This is a genomic window from Stenotrophomonas sp. STEN029 (genome assembly GCF_056760015.1).
The window spans coordinates 26,322-46,302 of the sequence record NZ_JBRREC010000025.1 but is presented as its reverse complement, the minus strand read 5'-3'; the positions used below and the strand labels follow the sequence as shown (position 1 = coordinate 46,302).

General features: G+C 65.8%; 21 protein-coding genes. 10 read left to right on the top strand and 11 right to left on the bottom strand.

Going from position 1 to position 19,981, the window contains the following annotated elements:
• Positions 1-124 precede the first annotated feature (124 nt).
• Positions 125-1,303 carry a UbiH/UbiF family hydroxylase gene (locus ACVOLI_RS07995; RefSeq protein ID WP_481534183.1) on the bottom strand — a complete coding sequence of 393 codons (1,179 nt, stop codon included), beginning with the start codon at positions 1,301-1,303 and terminating at the stop codon, positions 125-127.
• Positions 1,300-2,511 (bottom strand): 2-octaprenyl-6-methoxyphenyl hydroxylase, encoded by a 1,212-nt coding sequence (gene ubiH, locus ACVOLI_RS07990; protein WP_481534182.1) that lies wholly within the window; start codon positions 2,509-2,511, stop codon positions 1,300-1,302. The genes ACVOLI_RS07995 and ubiH overlap by 4 nt, the downstream gene beginning before the upstream one ends.
• 114 nt (positions 2,512-2,625) lie before the next feature.
• Between ubiH and ACVOLI_RS07985 the strand changes: the two genes are divergently transcribed.
• From ACVOLI_RS07985 to ACVOLI_RS07940, 10 genes are all read left to right on the top strand, one after another.
• Positions 2,626-3,207 (top strand): hypothetical protein, encoded by a 582-nt coding sequence (locus ACVOLI_RS07985; RefSeq protein ID WP_481534181.1) that lies wholly within the window; start codon positions 2,626-2,628, stop codon positions 3,205-3,207.
• Positions 3,208-3,221: 14 nt separating this feature from the next.
• Positions 3,222-3,776: a cob(I)yrinic acid a,c-diamide adenosyltransferase gene (locus tag ACVOLI_RS07980; protein WP_282270799.1), complete on the top strand. Its 555-nt coding sequence runs from the start codon at positions 3,222-3,224 to the stop codon at positions 3,774-3,776.
• A 57-nt stretch (positions 3,777-3,833) separates the two neighbouring features.
• Positions 3,834-4,757: a histone deacetylase family protein gene (locus ACVOLI_RS07975; RefSeq protein ID WP_481534180.1), complete on the top strand. Its 924-nt coding sequence runs from the start codon at positions 3,834-3,836 to the stop codon at positions 4,755-4,757.
• A 97-nt stretch (positions 4,758-4,854) separates the two neighbouring features.
• Positions 4,855-7,284, top strand: coding sequence for an LPS-assembly protein LptD (lptD, locus tag ACVOLI_RS07970; protein ID WP_481534179.1), 2,430 nt, complete (start codon positions 4,855-4,857; stop codon positions 7,282-7,284).
• Positions 7,281-8,639, top strand: a complete 1,359-nt coding sequence (locus tag ACVOLI_RS07965) for a peptidylprolyl isomerase (protein WP_481534178.1) — start codon at positions 7,281-7,283, stop codon at positions 8,637-8,639. The genes lptD and ACVOLI_RS07965 overlap by 4 nt, the downstream gene beginning before the upstream one ends.
• A gap of 3 nt (positions 8,640-8,642) precedes the next feature.
• Entirely contained in the window at positions 8,643-9,623 is a 981-nt protein-coding gene (gene pdxA, locus ACVOLI_RS07960; protein ID WP_481534177.1) for a 4-hydroxythreonine-4-phosphate dehydrogenase PdxA, read from the top strand.
• Positions 9,620-10,426, top strand: coding sequence for a 16S rRNA (adenine(1518)-N(6)/adenine(1519)-N(6))-dimethyltransferase RsmA (gene rsmA, locus ACVOLI_RS07955; RefSeq protein WP_481534176.1), 807 nt, complete (start codon positions 9,620-9,622; stop codon positions 10,424-10,426). Before pdxA ends, rsmA begins: the two co-directional genes overlap by 4 nt.
• Before the next feature lie 49 nt (positions 10,427-10,475).
• Positions 10,476-10,859 carry a Co2+/Mg2+ efflux protein ApaG gene (apaG, locus tag ACVOLI_RS07950; RefSeq protein ID WP_282270811.1) on the top strand — a complete coding sequence of 128 codons (384 nt, stop codon included), beginning with the start codon at positions 10,476-10,478 and terminating at the stop codon, positions 10,857-10,859.
• Positions 10,859-11,911, top strand: coding sequence for a symmetrical bis(5'-nucleosyl)-tetraphosphatase (locus ACVOLI_RS07945; protein ID WP_481534175.1), 1,053 nt, complete (start codon positions 10,859-10,861; stop codon positions 11,909-11,911). The genes apaG and ACVOLI_RS07945 overlap by 1 nt, the downstream gene beginning before the upstream one ends.
• A complete protein-coding gene (locus ACVOLI_RS07940; RefSeq protein ID WP_481534174.1) occupies positions 11,908-12,549 on the top strand; it encodes a DUF1287 domain-containing protein in 642 nt (213 codons plus the stop codon). Before ACVOLI_RS07945 ends, ACVOLI_RS07940 begins: the two co-directional genes overlap by 4 nt.
• 207 nt (positions 12,550-12,756) lie before the next feature.
• Here the strand turns inward: ACVOLI_RS07940 and ACVOLI_RS07935 are convergent, their stop codons facing one another.
• The 9 genes from ACVOLI_RS07935 to ACVOLI_RS07895 form a co-directional block, all read right to left on the bottom strand.
• Complete coding sequence (locus ACVOLI_RS07935) at positions 12,757-13,248, bottom strand: dihydrofolate reductase (protein ID WP_481534173.1); 492 nt, start codon at positions 13,246-13,248, stop codon at positions 12,757-12,759.
• Complete coding sequence (locus ACVOLI_RS07930) at positions 13,248-14,042, bottom strand: thymidylate synthase (protein WP_481534172.1); 795 nt, start codon at positions 14,040-14,042, stop codon at positions 13,248-13,250. Before ACVOLI_RS07930 ends, ACVOLI_RS07935 begins: the two co-directional genes overlap by 1 nt.
• Entirely contained in the window at positions 14,039-14,947 is a 909-nt protein-coding gene (gene lgt, locus ACVOLI_RS07925; protein ID WP_481534171.1) for a prolipoprotein diacylglyceryl transferase, read from the bottom strand. Before lgt ends, ACVOLI_RS07930 begins: the two co-directional genes overlap by 4 nt.
• Positions 14,948-15,013: 66 nt before the next feature.
• Positions 15,014-15,505 (bottom strand): TPM domain-containing protein, encoded by a 492-nt coding sequence (locus ACVOLI_RS07920; RefSeq protein WP_481534170.1) that lies wholly within the window; start codon positions 15,503-15,505, stop codon positions 15,014-15,016.
• Positions 15,505-16,413, bottom strand: coding sequence for a TPM domain-containing protein (locus ACVOLI_RS07915; RefSeq protein ID WP_481534169.1), 909 nt, complete (start codon positions 16,411-16,413; stop codon positions 15,505-15,507). Before ACVOLI_RS07915 ends, ACVOLI_RS07920 begins: the two co-directional genes overlap by 1 nt.
• 10 nt (positions 16,414-16,423) lie before the next feature.
• Positions 16,424-17,056: a LemA family protein gene (locus ACVOLI_RS07910; protein WP_481510016.1), complete on the bottom strand. Its 633-nt coding sequence runs from the start codon at positions 17,054-17,056 to the stop codon at positions 16,424-16,426.
• A gap of 269 nt (positions 17,057-17,325) precedes the next feature.
• Positions 17,326-18,075: a TerC family protein gene (locus ACVOLI_RS07905; RefSeq protein WP_296247169.1), complete on the bottom strand. Its 750-nt coding sequence runs from the start codon at positions 18,073-18,075 to the stop codon at positions 17,326-17,328.
• Between the two features lie 54 nt (positions 18,076-18,129).
• Entirely contained in the window at positions 18,130-18,510 is a 381-nt protein-coding gene (locus tag ACVOLI_RS07900; RefSeq protein ID WP_282273051.1) for a diacylglycerol kinase, read from the bottom strand.
• 148 nt (positions 18,511-18,658) lie between these two features.
• Positions 18,659-19,921: a sensor histidine kinase gene (locus ACVOLI_RS07895; protein ID WP_481534168.1), complete on the bottom strand. Its 1,263-nt coding sequence runs from the start codon at positions 19,919-19,921 to the stop codon at positions 18,659-18,661.
• Between the last annotated feature and the right edge of the window lie 60 nt (positions 19,922-19,981).

Sequence of the window (19,981 nt, the reverse complement as noted above, 5' to 3'; positions counted from 1 at the left end):
CCGGCGCCGCCCCCCCGGCCGGCGGCGGGCCCCCCCCCCCCCCCGCCCCCCCCCCCCCCCCCCCCCCACTACATTGGGATTGCTGGTAAAGCCTCTTGCCGAACATGGCTCGGCACTACCTTGCCTACAGGCCGGAGGCGCGCTTCCAGAACATCGACATCAATGGCGGCATCTTGCCCGCCAGACCCAATAGCGCGCCACGCGCCAGGGTCAGGTGCATCTCGTCGTTGGAGAACACCTTGTTGATCGCATCGAAACTGTAAGCAGCCACCGTGTTCTCGCTGCGGCGGGTACGCGCCCAGCGCTGCAGGCGATGTGGTGAGCTCCAGTCCTGCCGACGCTGCCTGGCTTCGCGCACAAGATCACGCAGACCGGCGACATCGCGCAGGCCCAGGTTCACACCCTGCCCGGCCAGCGGATGCACCACATGTGCGGCATCACCCAGGGTCAGTACGCGCCCCGCCACATAGGCGGTGGCCAATTGCCGGCGCAGCGGGAACGCAGCGCGCGCCGAGACCAAACGCATCTCGCCCAAGCGCCCGGCAAATGCATTGGTCAGCTCACGATTGAAGCTGTCCTCATCCAGGGCCAGCACCCGCTCGGCCTCGGCATCCGGCAAGGTCCAGACAATGGAGCTGCGGTTGCGGTCGAACGGCAGCACCGCCAACGGGCCGGTATCGAGGAAACGCTGCCAGGCGGTGTCTTCGTTCGGCAGCGCGCTGTCCACATAGGCGACCACGCCGCGTTGGCCGTAATCATGTCGGCTGACATCCAGGCCTGCCAAGGTGCGCAGGGTGGATTCGGCGCCATCGGCGGCAATCGCGATCGAGGCCTCGACCCGGCGGCCATCATCCAGGCGCAGGCGCACGCCCTGCGCGTCCTGCTCCATCGCTTCCACCCGCGCCGGGCAATACAACTGCACCCCGGCAGCCGGCAATGCGGCCCACAGCCGATCCACCAGCAGGCCGTTCTCGACGATCCAGCCCAGCTCGCGGCGGCCAAGCGTGTCGGCATCGAAGGTCAGATCGCCACCACCACCGGCATCCCACACCCGCATACGCCGATACGCGCGGGCACGGGCCTGATCCACCTGCTTCCACACGCCCAGCGATTCCAGCAAGGCAGCGTTATCGGCGGCAAACGCGAACACCCGCAGGTCCGGCTGCTGTGGCGACCACGGCGGTGGCTCGCGGCCTTCCACCATCGCTACCTGCAGACCTTCCCCGGCCAGCGCCAGCGCACACGCCGCACCAACCACGCCACCGCCGACGATTACCGCATCCCACTGTCCGCGCCGGCTCATCGCGCTTCACTCCTGCACAGCTCGGGCACCTGCCCGCGGAAGCCCATCGCGCCACCGACCAGGAAGGACTGCACGGCCGGCGCTTGCGCCGCAGCGACAAACCCCAGACTGCGCAGCGGCCGTATCAGCGGCGTGGCATTGCTGGTCAAACGGGCAAGCCCATCGGAGAACGCCAACGTCTGCTCGCGGTCCGGGCCGCGTCGCGCCACATAGGCCTGCAGCAGATCCTCACTCCCCGGGTCCTGTGCGGCGTCGCCAATCAGCTCGGCCAGGGTCAGCGCATCGCGCAGACCGAGGTTGAAGCCCTGCGCACCCAGCGGATGGATGGTCTGCGCGGCATTGCCCAGCAGCAGCGCGCGTTCGCCAACCAGCTTCTGTGCCAATACCTGGATCAGCGGATAGGCGCTGCGCGGGCCGCTTTCCAGCAACCGCCCGGCGCGCCAGCCCACCGCGTCCTGCAGCCGCGCCAGCCACGCCGCGTCGTCCAGTGCCATCACCGCATCAGCCTCTTCGCGAGCGACGCCGTGGACCACGCCGTAGTGGCGGTCGCCACGCGGTAGCAATGCGGTCGGGCCGGTATCGGTGAAGCGCTCATAGGCGCAGCCGTCCGGTGCCTTGGCCGCGCGCAGCCGCGCCACGAACAGGGTCTGCTGGTAATCGTGTTCGCTGACCTCGATCCCCAGCGCCTGCCGAACCGCGCTGCGGGTGCCATCGGCGCCAACCACCAGCCGGGCCTGCAGGCGCTGTTCGCCAGCGTCTTCGGCAATGAGCACCTCGCGGCGGCCATCGCTGCACGCCCCCAGGCCGACAAACTTCGCCGGGCGGTAGCGGGTCAGCTGCTGCAACTCGCCCAGGCGTGCTTCCAGCGCGTCGCCAAAGTCGCGCGCCACCACCACCTGTCCGAACGCCTCACGCCCGTAATCGGCCGCCTGCATCAGCACCCGGCCGAAATCGCCGGCACGGCTGACGTGGATGCGGCGGATCGGGCCGCCGGGGTTGGTCAGCTTCTGCATCACCCCCAGCGCGCTCAGCGCATTGATCGTGGCGGCGGCAAAACTGAGGTTGCGCTGGTCGAACACCGCCGGCAGCGCGCCGCCCGGGGTCGCCTCGACCAGCCCTACATCCAGCCCCAGCCGGTCCAATGCGATGGCCAGGCTGGCACCAACCAGCCCGCCACCGACGATCACTACGTCATGGTTCTTGCTCATGGGCCAATGATAACGGGGCTTCACCCGCCCGGTCGCCGCCCCGTGCCGCAGCGCAACCGCCGGTTCACCCCCACTGCGGCTAGAATGGCCGTCTGATTAACGGAAACCGCCACCATGACCGCCAACGCCCAACGCGCCATCATCCTGTCCCTGCTCGTGCTGCTGATGGCCGGCACCCGCCTCAACCACTTCGCACCGGTTCCGGACGCCTCGTGGGCGGTGTTCTTCATTGGCGGCTTCTACCTGCGCACCTGGACCCGCTGGGCGTTCCCGCTGCTGATGGGCCTGGCGGTGGTGGTTGACTGGGTCGTGATCTCCAACCAGGGCATGAGCTTCTGGCAGCACTATTGCGTGTCGGCCGCTTACTGGATGCTGATCCCGGCCTACTTCGCGATGTGGACCGGCGGCATGCTGCTGCGTCGCTACTACCGCAGCGCCAACCTCAAGTCGCTGGCCATGCTGGCCGCCACCGTGATCGGTTCGGTCGCGCTGTGCCACCTGATCGCCCAAGGCAGCTTCTATTGGATCAGCGCCTCGGTCGCCGAGCCGACCTTCGCCGGTTGGGCCAAGAACTACAGCGACTGGCTGCTGCCGTACATGCAGAGCGCCGCCATGTACATCGGCGCTGCCGCGCTGGTGCAGGTTGTGGCTGAAGCCGTCAGCAAGCAGCCGGCCGCTGGCCGCGTTGCCCACTAAGGGCACGCCAGGCAATGGGTAACCGCCTTTCCAAGATCTACACCCGCACCGGCGACGATGGCAGCACCGGCCTGGGTGATGGCAGCCGCACCGGCAAGGATTCGCTGCGGGTCAACGCCTACGGCACCGTCGACGAGGCCAACTCCGCCATTGGTGTGCTGTTGGCCGTGGACCTGCCCGAGGACGTGCGCACGTTGCTGACCACCATCCAGCACCAGTTGTTCGACCTCGGTGGCGAGCTGTGCATCCCCGGCCACGCCGCCATCCACGGCGCCGACATCGACGCGCTGGAGCAGCACCTGGACCGCTACAACGACGACCTGCCGCCGTTGAAGGATTTCATCCTGCCAGCCGGTGGTGAGGGCGCGGCACGTTGCCACCTGGCCCGCACCATCGTCCGCCGTGCCGAGCGTGAAACCGTGGCCTTGGCCCGCGTTGAAGACATCCGAGCCGAAGCGGTGCGCTACCTGAACCGCCTGTCCGACTTGTTGTTCGTGTTGTCCCGCGTGCTTGCCCGGGCCGGCGGCCATGGCGAAGTACTGTGGAACCACGAACGCCGTCACGGCTGATCCTCTCCTCCCATACGACGCCGCGCAGTGCGCGGCGTCGACGGTTACAGTGCGGCCATGCTGGTATTCACCCACCCTGCCTGCCTTGAACACGACCCCGGCATCGACCACCCCGAGTCGCCGGAACGTCTACACGCCGTCATCTCAGCCCTGCGCGCCGAGTTCCCGGACCAGTTGGAATGGCGCAACGCACCGCCTGCCAAGCTTGGCGAACTGGCCCGGGTGCATACCCGCGAGCTGATCGATTCGGTGCTGCAGGTGCAGACCGCGCCGCTGAGGCGCATCGACCTGGACACCTTCAGCTCGCCCGGCTCGGCCAGCGCGGCCCTGCATGCGGCCGGTGCCGGCGTCGCCGCAGTCGACGCGGTGATGCTGGAAGAAGGCAACAAGCACGTGTTCTGTGCGGTACGACCGCCAGGTCACCACGCCACCGCCGATACCGCGATGGGCTTCTGCCTGTTCAACAACATCGCCGTGGCAGCAGCCTACGCCCGCGACAAGTACGGCCTGGAGCGCATCGCCATCGTCGATTTCGACGTACACCACGGCAATGGCACCCAGGCCATCTTCGAGACCGACCCCAAGATCGCCTACTACAGCACTCACCAGTCGGGCCTGTTCCCGTATTCGGGCAACATGCGCGAGCGCGGGGTCGGCAATATCTGCAACATCCTGCTGCCGCCGGGCAGCGGCGGCTTCCGCTTCCGCAACACCTGGGCCGACGAGATGCTGCCGCAGATCGAGGCGTTCCGACCGCAGTTGCTGTTCATTTCGGCCGGTTTCGATGCCCACATGCGCGATCCGCAGGCTGACCTGATGGTCGAAACCGAGGATTTCGGCTGGCTGACCAGCGAGCTGGCCAGGCTCGCCGACCGCCATGGCAGTGGCCGTGTGGTATCGATGCTGGAAGGCGGCTACGACCTGCAGGCCCTGCGCGAATGCAGTGTCGCCCACGTCCAGGAACTGCTCGCAAGCCGTTGATGGATGAACCCCACCCGGCCCGTCCGGCAGGCTTTCATTGCCCCCTCGCGGGCGATGCGGCAAGCTAGCGGCCGTTTTCCCCCCGAATGCGAACCGCGTGCGCAAAGCTCTCCGCCTGCTCCCCCTGCCCCTGGGCATTGCCATCTGCCTGCCCGCCTGGGCCGACGATAAGCCGGTGAACTGGGGCCTGTGCCCGGCAACCGACACGCTCCCCGCCTTTGACGAGGCACCGCCGGCGGACCCCTCCGCCGCAGCCAACCGCGAGCAGCTGCCCACCGACATCGAGGGCAACGAGCTCACTGGCACCAGCGCCGTACCGCAATACCAGGGCAATGTGCTGCTCAAGCGTGGCGACCAATTCATGGGCGCCGACAGCCTGCGCCTGGATACCGAAAGCGGCAATTACATCGCCGAAGGCAATGTCCGTTATTCGGATTCGTCGATCCGCATGGTCGCCGAGCGCGCAGAGGGCAATCAGGAAACGGACTCGCACAAGATCAGCGACATCCGTTACCAATTGGTCTCCCGCCGTGGCAACGGCTCGGCCGACTCGGTCGACCTGCAGGGGTCGACCGGGCAGATGCACCATTCCAGCTACACCACCTGCGATCCCTCGCAGCCGGTCTGGAAGCTGGTGGCGCCGCAGATCGACGTCGACAATGACGAAGGCTTCGGCACCGCCCGCAATGCCGTGCTACGCGTGGGCAAGCTGCCCGTGCTGTACATGCCTTATTTCAAGTTCCCGATCGACGACCGCCGCATGACCGGCCTGCTTTATCCAAAGCTGAGCCTGTCGGGACGCAATGGCTTTGATTACGCGCAGCCGATCTACTTCAATCTGGCGCCGAACTACGATGACACCCTGACCCCGCGCTACATGAGCAAGCGCGGGCTCATGCTCGACAATGAATTCCGCTACCTGTACTCCGGCGGCCGCGGCCAGCTGGAAACGACATATCTGCCAAACGACTCCCTGCGCGACCGTGATCGCGGCAGTCTGTCGTTCAATGGCTACCACAACATCGACAAGAACTGGCAGGCCCGCGCCAACCTGGCCTGGGTCAGCGACGAGCGCTACGTCGAGGATTTTTCCAACCGACTGAACGGCATCACTGCCTCCAACATGCAGAGCACGGCTGGCCTGTACGGCACCGGCCGCAGCTGGACCGCCGGCATCATGGCCGACGAATGGCAGCTGACCGATTACACCCTCACCGAGGAATCGCTGCCTTACAGCCGCCAGCCGCGGCTGTTCGCCACCTGGGACGAGAGCTTCGGTCACTGGTTCGAAGCTGGCGTGTATGCCGAGGCGGTGCGCTTCACCCACGATGACATCCACCTCAAGACGCGGGATGCAGATGGCGAGTATGTCCGCACCGGCGACGTCACCCGGATGTTTGGCGGCTCGCGCCTGGACATCAAGCCTTATGTCTCGATGCCGCTCGGCGGCGCCGCCTGGTACATCACCCCGACCCTGGCCTGGCGCTATACCGCCTATGACCTGGAGCGCGGCCTGGCCGACGACATCCGTCTCAAGCAACTGAATGCCGCCGGCATCACCAACCCGACCCCGGAGCAGCTGCGCGGCAACACCTCGCCCAGCCGCAGCATGCCCATCGCCAGCATCGACATGGGCCTGTTCTTCGATCGTGAAACCACGCTCGGCGGAAAGTCCTACCTGCATACGCTGGAACCCCGGTTGTTCTACCTGAACACCCCGTACCGCGATCAGTCGGACCTGCCGCTGCTCGACACCCGCGCCTTCACCTTCAGCTGGGGCCAGCTGTTCCGCGACTCGCGCTTCACCGGCGCCGACCGCCAGAACGATGCCAACCAGCTGACCACGGCCTTGACCACCCGTCTTATCCGTCAGGCTGACGGGCGCGAAAAGCTCTCCGCCAGCATTGGCCAGATCACCTATTTCGAAGACTCGCGGGTCACCGTGAATCCCGGCGACCCGGTGGTGAGCGAAAGCAAGTCCGCCTGGGTGGCCGACGTCAACTGGGCCATGACTGACCGTTGGACCCTCGGCACCACCTACCAGTGGAATCCCAAGTTCCGCAAGGAAGACCTGGCCAGCGTGCGTGCACGTTACCTGCTGCCCGACGACGGCGTGATCAACCTGACCTACCGCTACCGCGGCAACCCGAGTACCGGCAAGGAGCAGCTCAAGCAGGCTGACTTCTCCTTCCTGTACCCGATCAACCCGCGTTGGAGCGTCGTCGGCCGCTATTACTACTCCATGGTCGACAGCAAGCCGCTGGAGATCATCGGCGGCGTACAGTGGGACAGCTGCTGCCTGGCGGTGCGTGCGCTGGCCCGTCGCTATGTCAAGAACCGCGAAGGTGACCTCAACAATTCGTTCCAGATCGAGTTCGTGCTCAAGGGCCTGAGCTCGGTTGGACAGAACACGGACCGCACCTTGCGCCGTGCTATTCTCGGCTACAACCGAGACGACCTCTACCTCGTTCCGCCCAGCAACATCGAAGCGAACGACGACGACTACGATCCCAACCAGATTCCATGACCAAGACCCTTCCTGCAGTCCTCGCCACCTTGCTGGCGTTCTCCGGCGTTGCCGCCCCGGCTGTTGCGCAGCAGACGCAACCGCTGGATCGCATTGCCGCCATCGTCGATGAGGACGTCATCCTGCAGAGCGAACTGCAGCGTGCGGTCGCCAACATCAAGGGCCAGTACGCTGGCCGTGAGGCTCAGCTGCCACCCGAATCCGTACTGGAACGACAGGTTCTGGAGCGTCTGGTGCTGGTCAAACTGCAGGTAGCCCGCGCCGATGGCAGCGGCATCCGCGTCAGCGATGAAGAGCTCAACCACGCCATCGGCAGCATTGCCCAGCAGAACGGCACCACGGTCGATGGCCTGCGCCAGCGCCTGAGCCAGGACGGCATTGGTTTCTCCGACTTCCGTAACTCGGTGCGCGAGGAAATCATCACCCAGCGCCTGCGCCAGAGCTTCGCGCAGAGTCGCATCAGCGTCAGCGAAGGTGAAGTGGATGCCGCACTGGCGCAGGAAAACGCCGGCGGTGCCCAGTTCCACCTGGCGCACATCCTGATTGCCCTGCCCGAAGGCGCGACTGCCGAGCAGATCGCCACCGGCCAGAGCAAGGTTGACGGCGTCAAGGGCCTGCTCGACAAGGGTGAACTGGACTTCTCCGCGGCTGCCGTCCGTTACTCGGACAGCCCCAACGCATTGGAAGGCGGTGACCTGGGCTGGCGCAGCGCCGACGAAATCCCCAGCGCGTTCGCCAACCAGATCAAGAACATGAAGGCCGGCGACGTGCTCGGCCCGATCCGCGGCCCGAGCGGCTTCCAGCTGCTCAAGCTGGTGGAAACCCGTGATGCCGGCAGCGCCGGTGGCGGCCAGAAGGTCACCGAATACCATGCCCGCCACATCCTGGTGCGCGTCACTGACCAGGTCGACGATGCAACTGCCAAGGCCAAGATCGAGACCCTGCGTGCACGCATTGCTGGCGGCGCCGACTTCCAGGCCGTGGCCAAGGAGTCTTCCGACGACACCAACAGCCGCGGCCAGGGCGGTGACCTGGGCTGGTTCCCGGCCGATGCCTTCGGCCCGGACTTCGGCAAGCAGGTGGAAAGCCTGAGCGACAACGGCGTCGGCAGCCCGTTCCGCACCGACGCCGGCTGGCACATCGTGCAGCGCGTGGCCACCCGCCAGACCGACGTGAGCGACAACAACAAGCGCGCCCAGATCCGTGAACAGATCGGCCGCCGCAAGCTGGACGACGAGTACAACCGTTTCCTGCAGGAACTGCGCGGCGAAGCCTACGTCAGCTTCCGCAGCGGTGACCGCGCCGAGGGCAATGCCGACACGGCAACCACCCCGGCAGAACCGGCCAAGCCCTGATCCATGGCTGCCCAGCTCGCTCTGGTTCCGGGCGAGCCCTCCGGGATCGGCCCGGAACTCTGCATTCGCCTTGCCCAACAGCCGCGCAGTGACTGCCGGCTGTTGGCGTTTGCGGACCCCGATACGCTGCGGGCCGCCGCCAGCGCGCTGAACCTGCCGCTGCATTTACTCCCCGAACACGCCGAAGCAAGCCGTCCCGGCGACCTGCGCCTGCGTGAAGTCCGCAATGCCGCCCCTTCCCAGTTCGGCCATGCCGATCCGCGCAATGCGCACGCGGTGATCGATGCCCTGCTCGGTGCCGGCCAGGCCTGCCTGGACGGCAGCCTCGACGGCGTGGTCACCGGACCGGTGCACAAGGCGGTGATCAACCAGGGCGGCATCGCCTATAGCGGCACCACCGAGCTGTTGGCCAACCAGGCCGGCGTCGAAGTGGTGATGATGCTGGCCAACCACATCGTGCGTGTGGCCCTGGCAACCACCCACCTGCCGCTGCGCGACGTCGCCGACGCCATCACGGCCGACAGCCTGCGCAAGGTCATCAGCACCACCGATGCTGCCCTGCGCCGCGATTTCGGCCTGGCGCAGCCGCGCATCGCCGTGCTCGGGCTCAACCCCCATGCCGGCGAAGATGGCCATCTCGGCCGTGAAGAGCTGGACCTGATCATTCCGCTGCTCGAGCAGATGCGTGGCGAAGGCCTGAACCTGATCGGCCCGCTGCCCGCCGACACCGCCTTCCTGCCAGCCAAACTGGCCGGTTTCGACGCGGTGCTGGCGATGTACCACGACCAGGGCCTGCCGGTGCTCAAATACAGCGGCTTCGAGCAGGCCACCAATATCACCCTGGGCCTGCCCTACCCGCGCGTCGCGGTGGACCACGGCACCGCCTTGGACCTCGCCGGCAAGGGCGTGGCCGACCCCTCGAGCCTGTTCGCGGCAACGGCGTTATGCGCGCAGTTGGCTGCACAACGTAAAATCAATACATGAATTCAGACCATTCCCCGCGCACGGGCTTCACCGCCCCGGCCAAGAAGCAGCTCGGCCAGCACTTCCTGGCGGACAAGTATTACGTCGAGAAGATCGTCATGGCGGTCGACCCGAAGGGTGACGACCGCCTGGTCGAGATCGGCCCGGGCCAGGGCGCCATCACCTTCCCGTTGCTGCGCCGCCATCCCAGGCTGACCGTCATCGAGTTCGATCGCGACCTGATCGCGCCGCTGACCGAAGCTGCCGCGCCGCTGGGCGAGCTGACCATCGTCCACAGCGATGTGCTGCGGGTGGATTTCACCGAGCTGGCCGCCGGCTCCAGCATCCGCCTGGTCGGCAACCTGCCCTACAACATCTCCTCGCCGATCCTGTTCCACGCGCTGGACCATGCCGCGGCGATCTCGGACATGACCTTCATGCTGCAGAAGGAAGTGGTCGACCGCATGGCCGCCGGCCCCGGCAGCAAGGTTTACGGCCGGCTGAGCGTGATGTTGCAGGCGTTCTGCGAGGTGCGGGCCTTGTTCGTGGTGCCGCCGGGCGCGTTCCGGCCGCCGCCGAAGGTGGACTCGGCGGTGGTCCGGTTGATCCCGCGCGACCCCGCCAGCGTCGGCATCAACGACCGCAAACGCTTCGCCGACGTGGTCCGCGCCGCCTTCGGCCAGCGCCGCAAAACCCTGCGTAACGCCCTCAATGGCGTCATCGACCAGGCCCAGTTCGAAGCCGCCGGCGTACGCAGCGATGCCCGCGCCGAACAGCTGGAAGTTGCCGATTTCATCAGGCTTGCCAACCTGCCGCACGAATAAGCGCTGCAAACACGCAAACCGATCACCTGCTTTTGCTTACACTCCTCCCATGGAAGACAACCGCCACTACGCGATCGAGATCGAGGTCTCGCCTCGTTTCATCGACGACCAGTCGGCCCCTGAAGACGGCCGCTTTGCGTTCGCCTACACGATCCGCATCCACAACCGCGGCACCATGCCGGCGCGGCTGATCAGCCGCCACTGGCGCATCACCGACGGCGAAGGCCGGGTCGAGACCGTCGATGGCGATGGCGTGGTCGGCGAGCAGCCAAGGCTGCGCCCCGGTGAAGAGTTCCGCTATACCTCCGGGGTAATGCTCGGCACCGAGCACGGCACCATGCAAGGCCACTACGACATGATCGCCGACGACGGCACCGAGTTCGCCGCACCGATCGCGCCGTTCGTGCTCGCCATCCCAAGGACGCTGCACTGATGGCGACCTGGGCAATTGGCGACCTGCAGGGCTGCTACGACGTCACCCAGCGTTTGCTGGAGAAGATCAACTTCGATCCGGCTGCAGACAAACTGTGGTTCGCCGGCGATCTGGTCAACCGCGGCGGCCAGTCGCTGGAAACACTGCGGCTTGTGCATTCACTGCGCGAACACAGCGTCACCGTGCTCGGCAACCACGACCTGTCCCTGCTGGCCATCGGCGCCCGCAGCGAAGAGGAGCAACGCAAGGTCAACCCGGACCTGCAGCGCATCGTGCTGGCCGAGGACCGCGACGTACTGCTGGACTGGCTGCGCATGCAGAAGCTGGCCCACGTCGACCGTGAGCTGGGCTGGATGATGTTCCATGCCGGCCTGGCACCGAAGTGGACCGTGGCACTGGCCGAAAAGCATGCGCGCGAAGTCGAGCTGCAACTGCACGGCAACGGCTACCGCAAACTGTTCCGCAACATGTATGGCGACAAGCCGGCATGGTCGCCGGGCCTGAGCGGCTACGACCGCTCGCGCGCGATCATCAACATCTTCACCCGCATGCGTTACTGCACTCCAAGCGGGCGCATCGGCATGGAAGACAAGGGCACCCCGGGCACCCAGCCGCAGGGTATGTACCCGTGGTTCGAAGTGCCTGGCCGGGTCGAGCGCGAGCTGAAGATGGTCTGCGGCCATTGGTCAGCCCTGGGCCTGACCATCACCCAGGGCGTGCATGCGATCGATACCGGCGCAGTCTGGGGGGGCAAGCTCACCGCACTGCAGTTGGACAGCGAAGACCTGCGCGTGGTGCAGGTACCAGGCCGCGACGTGCCCGCACCGGTGCCGGGCCAGCACCCGCCGCGCAAGCCGCGTGTGGAAGCCAAGGTGGACGCCAAGTCCGAGTCCAAGCCCGAACCCCGCGGCGAAGCTCAGCGCACCGAGCGCAGCGGCGAACAACGCCGGCGCCCGCGCCGTCATCGTCCGCGTGGGCGCAATGGCAATGGCAATGGCAACAACGGTAGCAACAGCACGCCCACACCGGACAACAACGGACCGGCTGCATGAGGGCGTGGCCATCGGCACCGGTGCTGATGGTCATTGCATTGCTTGCTGGCTGCCGTCCGCAGCCCAACGGCAGCGAGACAAGCCTACCGTCGCAGGCGGCCAATGAAGCCGCGCCGCAAGTCAGTTCACCTCCGCTGGTTGCGGCCGCACGCGCACAGATCGGGGTCACCATCCGCTACGACCCGGCCTATTTCTCGCTGAGCTACCCAGGTGGCGATCCGCCAGCGGATCGCGGCGTCTGCACCGATGTGGTGATACGCGCGCTGCGCACGCAGGGCGTCGATCTGCAGCAACGCATCAACGAGGACATGCGCGGGAACTTCGACGCCTATCCGCAGCTATGGGGATTGTCGCGACCGGATCGAAACATCGACCACCGCCGCGTCCCAAACCAGATGCGCTGGTTCCAGCGTGAGGGCTGGGAACTACCGATCAGCACACGCGCCGACGACTACGCCGCCGGCGACATCGTGGCATGGAAGCTCAATGGCAACGGGCTGCTGCATGTGGGCATCGTCTCGGATCGGCGATTGGACAACGGCACCCCGCTGGTGCTGCACAACATCGCCCAAGGGACGCAGGAGCAGGACCTGTTGTTCCGGCACACGATCATCGGGCATTACCGGATGCCGGGGTGATCGGGTCTCCTGCAAGGCGTTGAAAGCCTGATGCAAGGGGCAAAGAGCTACCCCTCCCCAGCCCTCCCCTTGGCTATGCCAAAGGGAGGGGCCGGATCACGCCGGCTGCACCATTTCGCGCAGCCAAGGCTGTTACCCCCTCCCTTTGGCATAGCCAAGGGGAGGGCTGGGGAGGGGTAGCTTCTAGCTTTTGAGTTTCAAAACAACTCAGCGCCGCACGTAATGCACGAACCGGAACGCAAACGCATGCCGCTCATCCGCTGCATGCGCCTGGCTATCCACCTCGCGCCACAGCGCCGGGTCGACGTCCGGAAAATGCGTATCGGCGTTCACCTCGGCATCGACCAAGGTCAGCTGCAGGTCGGTCGCCTGATCCAGCAACAGCCGATAGATCTCACCACCACCAATCACGCACAGCTCGTCAGCGCCCTCGCCCGCCGCAATTGCCCGCGCCTCGTCCAACGAAGCCACCGCACGCATGCCGGCAAACGGCACCTGCCCGCTACGCGTCAACACCAGGTTGGTCCGCCCCGGCAGCGCGCGGCCCAGCGACTCGGCGGTCTTGCGCCCCATCAGGATCGGTTTGCCGAGGGTCAGTGCCTTGAAGTGTTTGAAGTCGTCCGGCAGATGCCAAGGCATCGCATTGTCGTGGCCGATGCCACGGTTGCGATCCAGCGCGGCGATCATCGACAGCTTCATCACACCGCCACCGGTGCCTTGATTGCCGGATGCGGGTCGTAGCCGTCGATGCGGATGTCGTCGAACTGGAAGCCGAACAGGTCGGTCACCTCCGGGTTCAACCACAGCGTGGGCAGCGCGCGCGGTTCACGTGACAGCTGCTCGCGCGCCTGCTCGTAATGGTTGGAATAGATGTGCGCGTCGCCCAGCGTGTGCACGAAATCGCCCACACCCAGTCCGGTCGCCTGCGCCACCATATGCGTCAGCAACGCATAGCTGGCGATATTGAACGGCACGCCGAGGAAGATGTCGCCACTGCGCTGGTACAGCTGGCAGCTGAGCTTGCCGTCCACCACGTAGAACTGGAACAGGTTGTGGCAGGGCATCAGCGCCATCTGCGACAGCTCGCCGACGTTCCAGGCGCTGACCACCAGCCTGCGCGAATCCGGATTGCGCTTGATCTCATCCACCAGCCATTGCATCTGGTCGATCTCGCGGCCATCGGCGGTGGCCCAGCTGCGCCACTGCTTTCCGTAGACCGGGCCGAGGTCGCCGTTGGCATCGGCCCACTCATCCCAGATATTGACCTTGTTGTCCTTCAGGTAGCCGATATTGGTATCGCCCTTCAGGAACCACAGCAGCTCGTGGATGATCGAGCGCAGGTGCAGCTTCTTGGTGGTGACCAGCGGGAAGCCCTGGTTGAGGTCGAAACGCATCTGCCAGCCGAACACGCTGCGCGTGCCGGTGCCGGTGCGGTCGGACTTCTCGGTGCCGTGCTCCATCACATGCTGCAGCAGATCCAGATAGTGCTTCATGCCTTCTTCTCTTCCAGTGGGAGCACCGGCTGCAACACCGGCGCACGGCGCGACATTGCCAGCAACACCAAGCCCAGCACGATCAACGGCAGGCTCAGAATCTGGCCACGGGTCAACCAATCAAACGCGATGTACACGCCGTTGTCGGGCATGCGCACGAACTCGACCAGGAAGCGGAAGCAGCCGTACAGCAGCGCGAACAGGCCGGACACGGCGTAACGCGGGCGCGGCTTCATCGAGTAGAACCACAGCACCAGGAACATCACCAGCCCTTCCAGCAGTGCTTCATACAACTGCGAAGGATGGCGCGCGTACTGGCTGAGCAGGCCGGCAGCATAGTCCTGCTGGATCTGCGCAGCCGACAGCAGCTGTTCCATCGCCGGCAATCCGGCCGGAACATCCTTCAGCGGCGAATGCGGGAAGATCACGCCCCAACCGGCATTGGTGAACTTGCCGTACAGCTCGCCACCAATGAAGTTGCCCAGTCGACCAAAGCCCAGGCCCAGTGGCACCAGCGGCGCAACGAAGTCGATGGTGTCGAAGAAATGCAGCTTGTGCTTGCGCGTCCACCACCAGCCGGCGATCAACACGCCGATCAGGCCGCCGTGGAAGCTCATGCCACCTTCCCAGACCCGCAGCAGGATCAGCGGGTTGGCGAGGAAGTCGGCAGTTGCGTAGAACAGCATGTAGCCGATGCGTCCGCCCAGCACCACGCCCAGCATCGCGTAGAACAGCAGATCGGAGAAGCCGTTCATGTCCACGCCCGGCAAGCGCCCGGCGAGGATACGTGTGCGACCCAGCCACCAGGCGCCGGCGAAGCCGAGCAGGTACATGACGCCGTACCAGTGCACGTCGATCGGCCCCAGCGAGAAAGCGATGGGATCTATGTCATGGAGAAAGAGCATGCGGGCACTGTCAGGCAAACCAGCCCCTATTCTCGGGGTAGCGACCCTTGCCACTCAACCCATGCTTCAGCCGAACACCTGCGGGCGGTCAGGTAGCTCGTTGCGCGAGCGCCCTTCCGGATCAGGCGGGAAGTGCTGCGACAGCAGCTGCGAGACTTCGGCCACCGCCGCCAGCACGGCCTCCTCGCGCGTATTCCCGCTCAGCTGCTCGCGCAGGTGATCGCAGATCAACTGCCATTGCGCCGAATCCACCCGCGCCTGCAGGCCACGGTCGGCAACGATCTCGATGGCATGATCGGCCAGCAGCAGATAGATCAGCACGCCGTTGTTGGCCTCGGTGTCCCAGGTACGCAGCAGCGCGAAGGCGTGCTCGGCACGGGCGCGGGGGCTGGTGTTCTTCCACAGCAGCGCAAGCGGCAGGTCGGACTCGACCGCGAACATCACCTGGCCGCCGTGCAGGCGCTCGCCGTCGGCAATGGCGTGGGCGATGCGGTCCAGGCTGGCTTCCGGGAATGCGGCATGCGCGGAGGGAGCAAAGAAATGTCGTAACCAGCGCATCACCAGCTCCCCGAGGCGCCACCGCCTCCCGAACGTCCACCACCACCGCCCCAACCGCCACCTCCGCCGAAGCTTCCACCGCCTCCGCCAAAGCCACCGCCACCGAAGCCGCCTCCGCCGCCCCAGCCACCGCCGCTGGCAAAGCCACCGCTGGAACCCTTGCCCAGCGATAACAGGAAGGCCACCAGCGCGGCAATACCGCCACCAAGCACCGACAGCAGCAGCCAACCCGCCGCGCCGGCAATCAGGCCCGAGACCACGCCACGGATCGGCCGCGGCAGCTTGGCCAGCAGCATGCGCATGAAGGTGGAGGCAAACACACCGATCATGATCGCGAAGAAAAAGATCGAATCACCGCCGCCACCGCCACCGCCGCCATCGCGATTGCTGCTGACCGGAGCCGGCAGCTCCTCGCCGTCGATGATCTTGACCAGCACACCACTGGCGGCGGTGATGCCACTGGCGTAGTCGTCCTGGCGGAAGTGCGGCACCAGGTATTCCTGGATCACCCGGTTGGCGATGGCATCGGGGATGGCACCTTCCAGACCGTAGCCCGGCTCGATCCGCACCCTGCGGTCATCCTTGGCCACCAGCAGCAGCACGCCATCATCCACGCCCTTGCGACCGATCGCCCACTGGTCGAACACGCGGGTGCTGTACTGGGCGATGTCCTCGGGCTGGGTAGTCGGCACGATCAGCACCTGCAGCTGCGCGCCCTTGCGCTGCTGCAGGGCAATGGCCTGCTGCTCCAACGCCTGCTTCTGCACCGCATCAAGGGTGCCGGTGGTATCTACCACCGGCGAATCCAGCGGCGGGATCGGCGCCAGCTGCTGGGCCAGCGCCGGGCCTGCCCAGCCGAGGCCAAGCAGGCACAGCAGCAAGCCCAAGCGCTGCAACAACGCGCTCATCGCGCGCGGCTCACTGCGCCGGCGCGGGCTGCGGCGGCGTCTGTTGCGGCGCTGCCGGCTGGTTGCCGAAGCTCACGGTCGGCGGCTGTGCGATCTGCGCCTCGTTGTCGACGGTGAAGTTGGGTTTGGCCGCATAGCCGAACATCTTGGCGGTGATCACCTGCGGGAACGAGCGGATGTAGGTGTTGTAGTCCTGCACCAGCTGGATGTAGCGGCCGCGGGCCACGGTGATGCGGTTCTCGGTGCCTTCCAGCTGTGCCTGCAGGTCACGGAAGTTCTGGTCCGACTTCAGCGTCGGGTAGTTCTCGCTGACCACCAGCAGCCGCGACAGCGCGCTGCCCAGCTCGCCCTGGGCCTGCTGGAACTGCTTGAGCGAATCGGCATCGTCGGCATTGACCTGGATCTGCCCCACCTTTGAACGGGCATTGGTGACCTCGGTCAGCACCTGCCGCTCCTGCTGGGCATAGCCCTGCACGGTATTGACCAGGTTGGGGATGAGATCGGCGCGGCGCTTGTACTGGTTGACCACCTCGGACCAGCCGGCCTTGACCGCCTCATCCTTCTGCTGGATGGCGTTGTAGCCACAGCCGGAAACGGAAATCACCGCGATGACAAGCAACATCAGGCGAAGGTACTGGCGCATGGGTCGGGCCCTGGATGGCGGGAGTGCCGAGCATGCCACGTTGCCTGTTCAAGGTCTGCAAAGACCGGGGGACGGCAAAGTCCCTGGGCCAGGCGGTTGTAGGAGCGGCGTCAGCCACGTAGCAGGCCATCCTTCGGATTGCGGACAGCCCCGCAATCACAGCTGCACCGGCTTCGCGGCTGACGCCGCTCCCACAAAAAACGAAAGGGCCGGCAGTGCCGGCCCTTTCAGGTCAGGTTCTCGGCCGGGGATGCCGGCTGATCAAACACTTACCAGTTGTCCGAACCCGGCACGTGGTGGGCCTTGGCGTTGCGGCGCATCAGCAGGTTCAGCCACTCCACCAGGATCGAGAAACCCATCGCCGCATAGATGTAGGGCTTGGGCACGTGCACGTCCAGGCCATCCAGCACCAGCACCGCACCCACCATCAGGATGAAGGCCAGCGCCAGCAGCTTCACGGTCGGGTTGGCGTCGATGAAACGGCCCAGCGGGTTGGCTGCCAGCAGCATCACCGCTACCGACAACAGCACCGCGCAGACCATCACCGGGACATGCGAGGCGATGCCGACGGCGGTGATCACCGAGTCCAGCGAGAACACGATGTCGATCACCGCGATCTGCGCGATCACCATGCCGAACGACGATGCCACCTTGGTCGTGGTCGGGTCTTCGTCTTCGCCACCGGTGACCAGCTCACGGATTTCCTTGCCGCCCTTGTAGAGCAGGAACAGGCCACCCACGATCAACACCAGGTCGCGGATGGAGATACCCATGCCGGCCACGTTGAACAGGTTGCTCTCCATATGCGCCAGGTAGGCCAGCGAGATCAGCAGCAGGATGCGGGTGATGCAGGCCACCGCGATACCCACGCGGCGCGCCAGCGGGCGCTTCTGCTCGGGCAGGCGCCCGACCGCGATGGAGATGAAGACCAGATTGTCGATACCGAGCACGATTTCCAGTGCGCTGAGCATGAACAGGGTGACCCATACGTTCGGGTCGGCTAGAAACTCAAGAGACATGTGAACAATCCTTCAAAAAAAACATTGCGTCAGCGCCGCCCGGCGGCTGACTTGTCAGAAAACGCGCGGCAGCAGGATGAGGCCCCAGCACAGCAGCACGTTCATCATCAGCACGAATACCGCCGCCGAGCCCATGTCCTTGGCGCGGCCCGCCAGCACGTGGTACTCCGGGCCATAGCGTTCGATCACCGCCTCGATGGCCGAGTTGGCCAGCTCCATGGCGATCACCAGCAGCATCGAGCCGATCATCAGCACCTGTTCGACCGGGCTCTGGCCCAGCCACAACGCCAACGGCGCCAGCACCACGAACAGGCAGACCTCCAGCCGGAACGAGGACTCGTGCATCCAGGCAGCGCAAAGCCCCTGCCAGGACCACTTGGCGGCCTTGAGGATGCGTCCCGGGCCGCGCGGCAGGTGCCCGATCTGGTCAGCCATGCGACACCTTGCCAGTTGCCGCAGCGCGGCCGGGCAGAACCTTGAAGGCTGAACAACCGCTCATGGGGATGACACCGGCAGCGTGAGATTAGCCGCCAATTTTGCCACATCTGGCCCCTGCTTACCGAAGCCGCCGCCAAGCCCCATCTCAGCGATAGAGCAGGGTCACGGTGGTGCCCTGCCCCTCACGGCTGTCGATCTCGATCTGCCAGCCGCAGCGCTCACACAGCCTGCGCACGATCGGCAGGCCCAGCCCTACGCCCAGCTGGCGGCCGCCGTCGGCCCGGAAGAAGGGGTCGAAGATCCGCGCAAGCGCTTCGCTGCTCATGCCGATACCGGTGTCGCGGACGACCACCTGGCCCGGCATCACCCGCACCTCGACCTCGCCCACGTCGGTGTAGAGACAGGCATTGCGCAGCAGATTGGCCACCACCACGTGCATCACCCGTGGCGGCGCCAGCAGCATCTGGTTGCCTTCCACCAGCACCCGCAGCTGGACCTGCTTGCCCTGCAACAGCTCCTCAACGTTGGCGGCCTCGTAGCGCACCACTTCGCCGACATCGAACAGCTCCGACTGCGGCTCCACGTCCACCTCGCGGGCCAGCAGCAGGAAGGCATCGATCACCGCCTCCATATCGCGGCCGGCACGCTGGATGCGCTGCAGGCTGCGCTGCAGGCGCGGGGTAAGCCCGGAATCGGCCAAGGCCATGTCGCTGGCCATGCGGATCACGGTCAGCGGGGTGCGCAGCTCATGACTGGCATCACGGGTGAAGTTGCGCTCGCGGGCCACGTGATCGCCAACCTTGCCAGCCATGTCATGCAGGGCCAGCGCCAATTGCCGGGTCTCGCCCTGCACCTCCGGCGGCAAGCGCTCCGGTGCCAGCTCCTTCGCATCGGGGTGGCGTGGATCCCATAGCGACACCCGTCGCGCCAGCCAGCTCACCGGTGCAACCAGCCGCGCCGAGGCCCGATAGGTGAGCCACGACGAGGCATGGATGGCCAGCAGGATCAACAACACCCCTGCCCATACCGCCGCGCGGTGCGCGATCGAACGCTGGAACACCAGGTACAGCCGCCCCTCCGGCTGCTGGTCCACCAGCACCAGCTGGTCGGACGACTCCAGCTCATGAAACCCCGGCGCCAGTGCGCGCAGCTGCGCGGGCACACCCGTGTCGGAATGCCCTGCCGGCTGCAGGTAGCCACGGATGCGCAGCGTATTGGGTGGCGCCAGCTCTGCCACCTGCGCGCTTTGCTGCCAGTAGTACTGCGCCTCACTCTGCAGGACTGCGTTGATCAGGCCGTACTTGACCACCAGCGCCATCAGATAGCCGCCAAGCAGCACCGCCAGACTCGCCAGCAGCGCCTGCAGGATGAAGGCTATTCTGATCTTCCGCGGTAACCCGTACGACATGCGCCCCCCCCTAGAAGCACGCGTGATTATAGGGAATGGACTGGCTCCGCCGCAGAATCA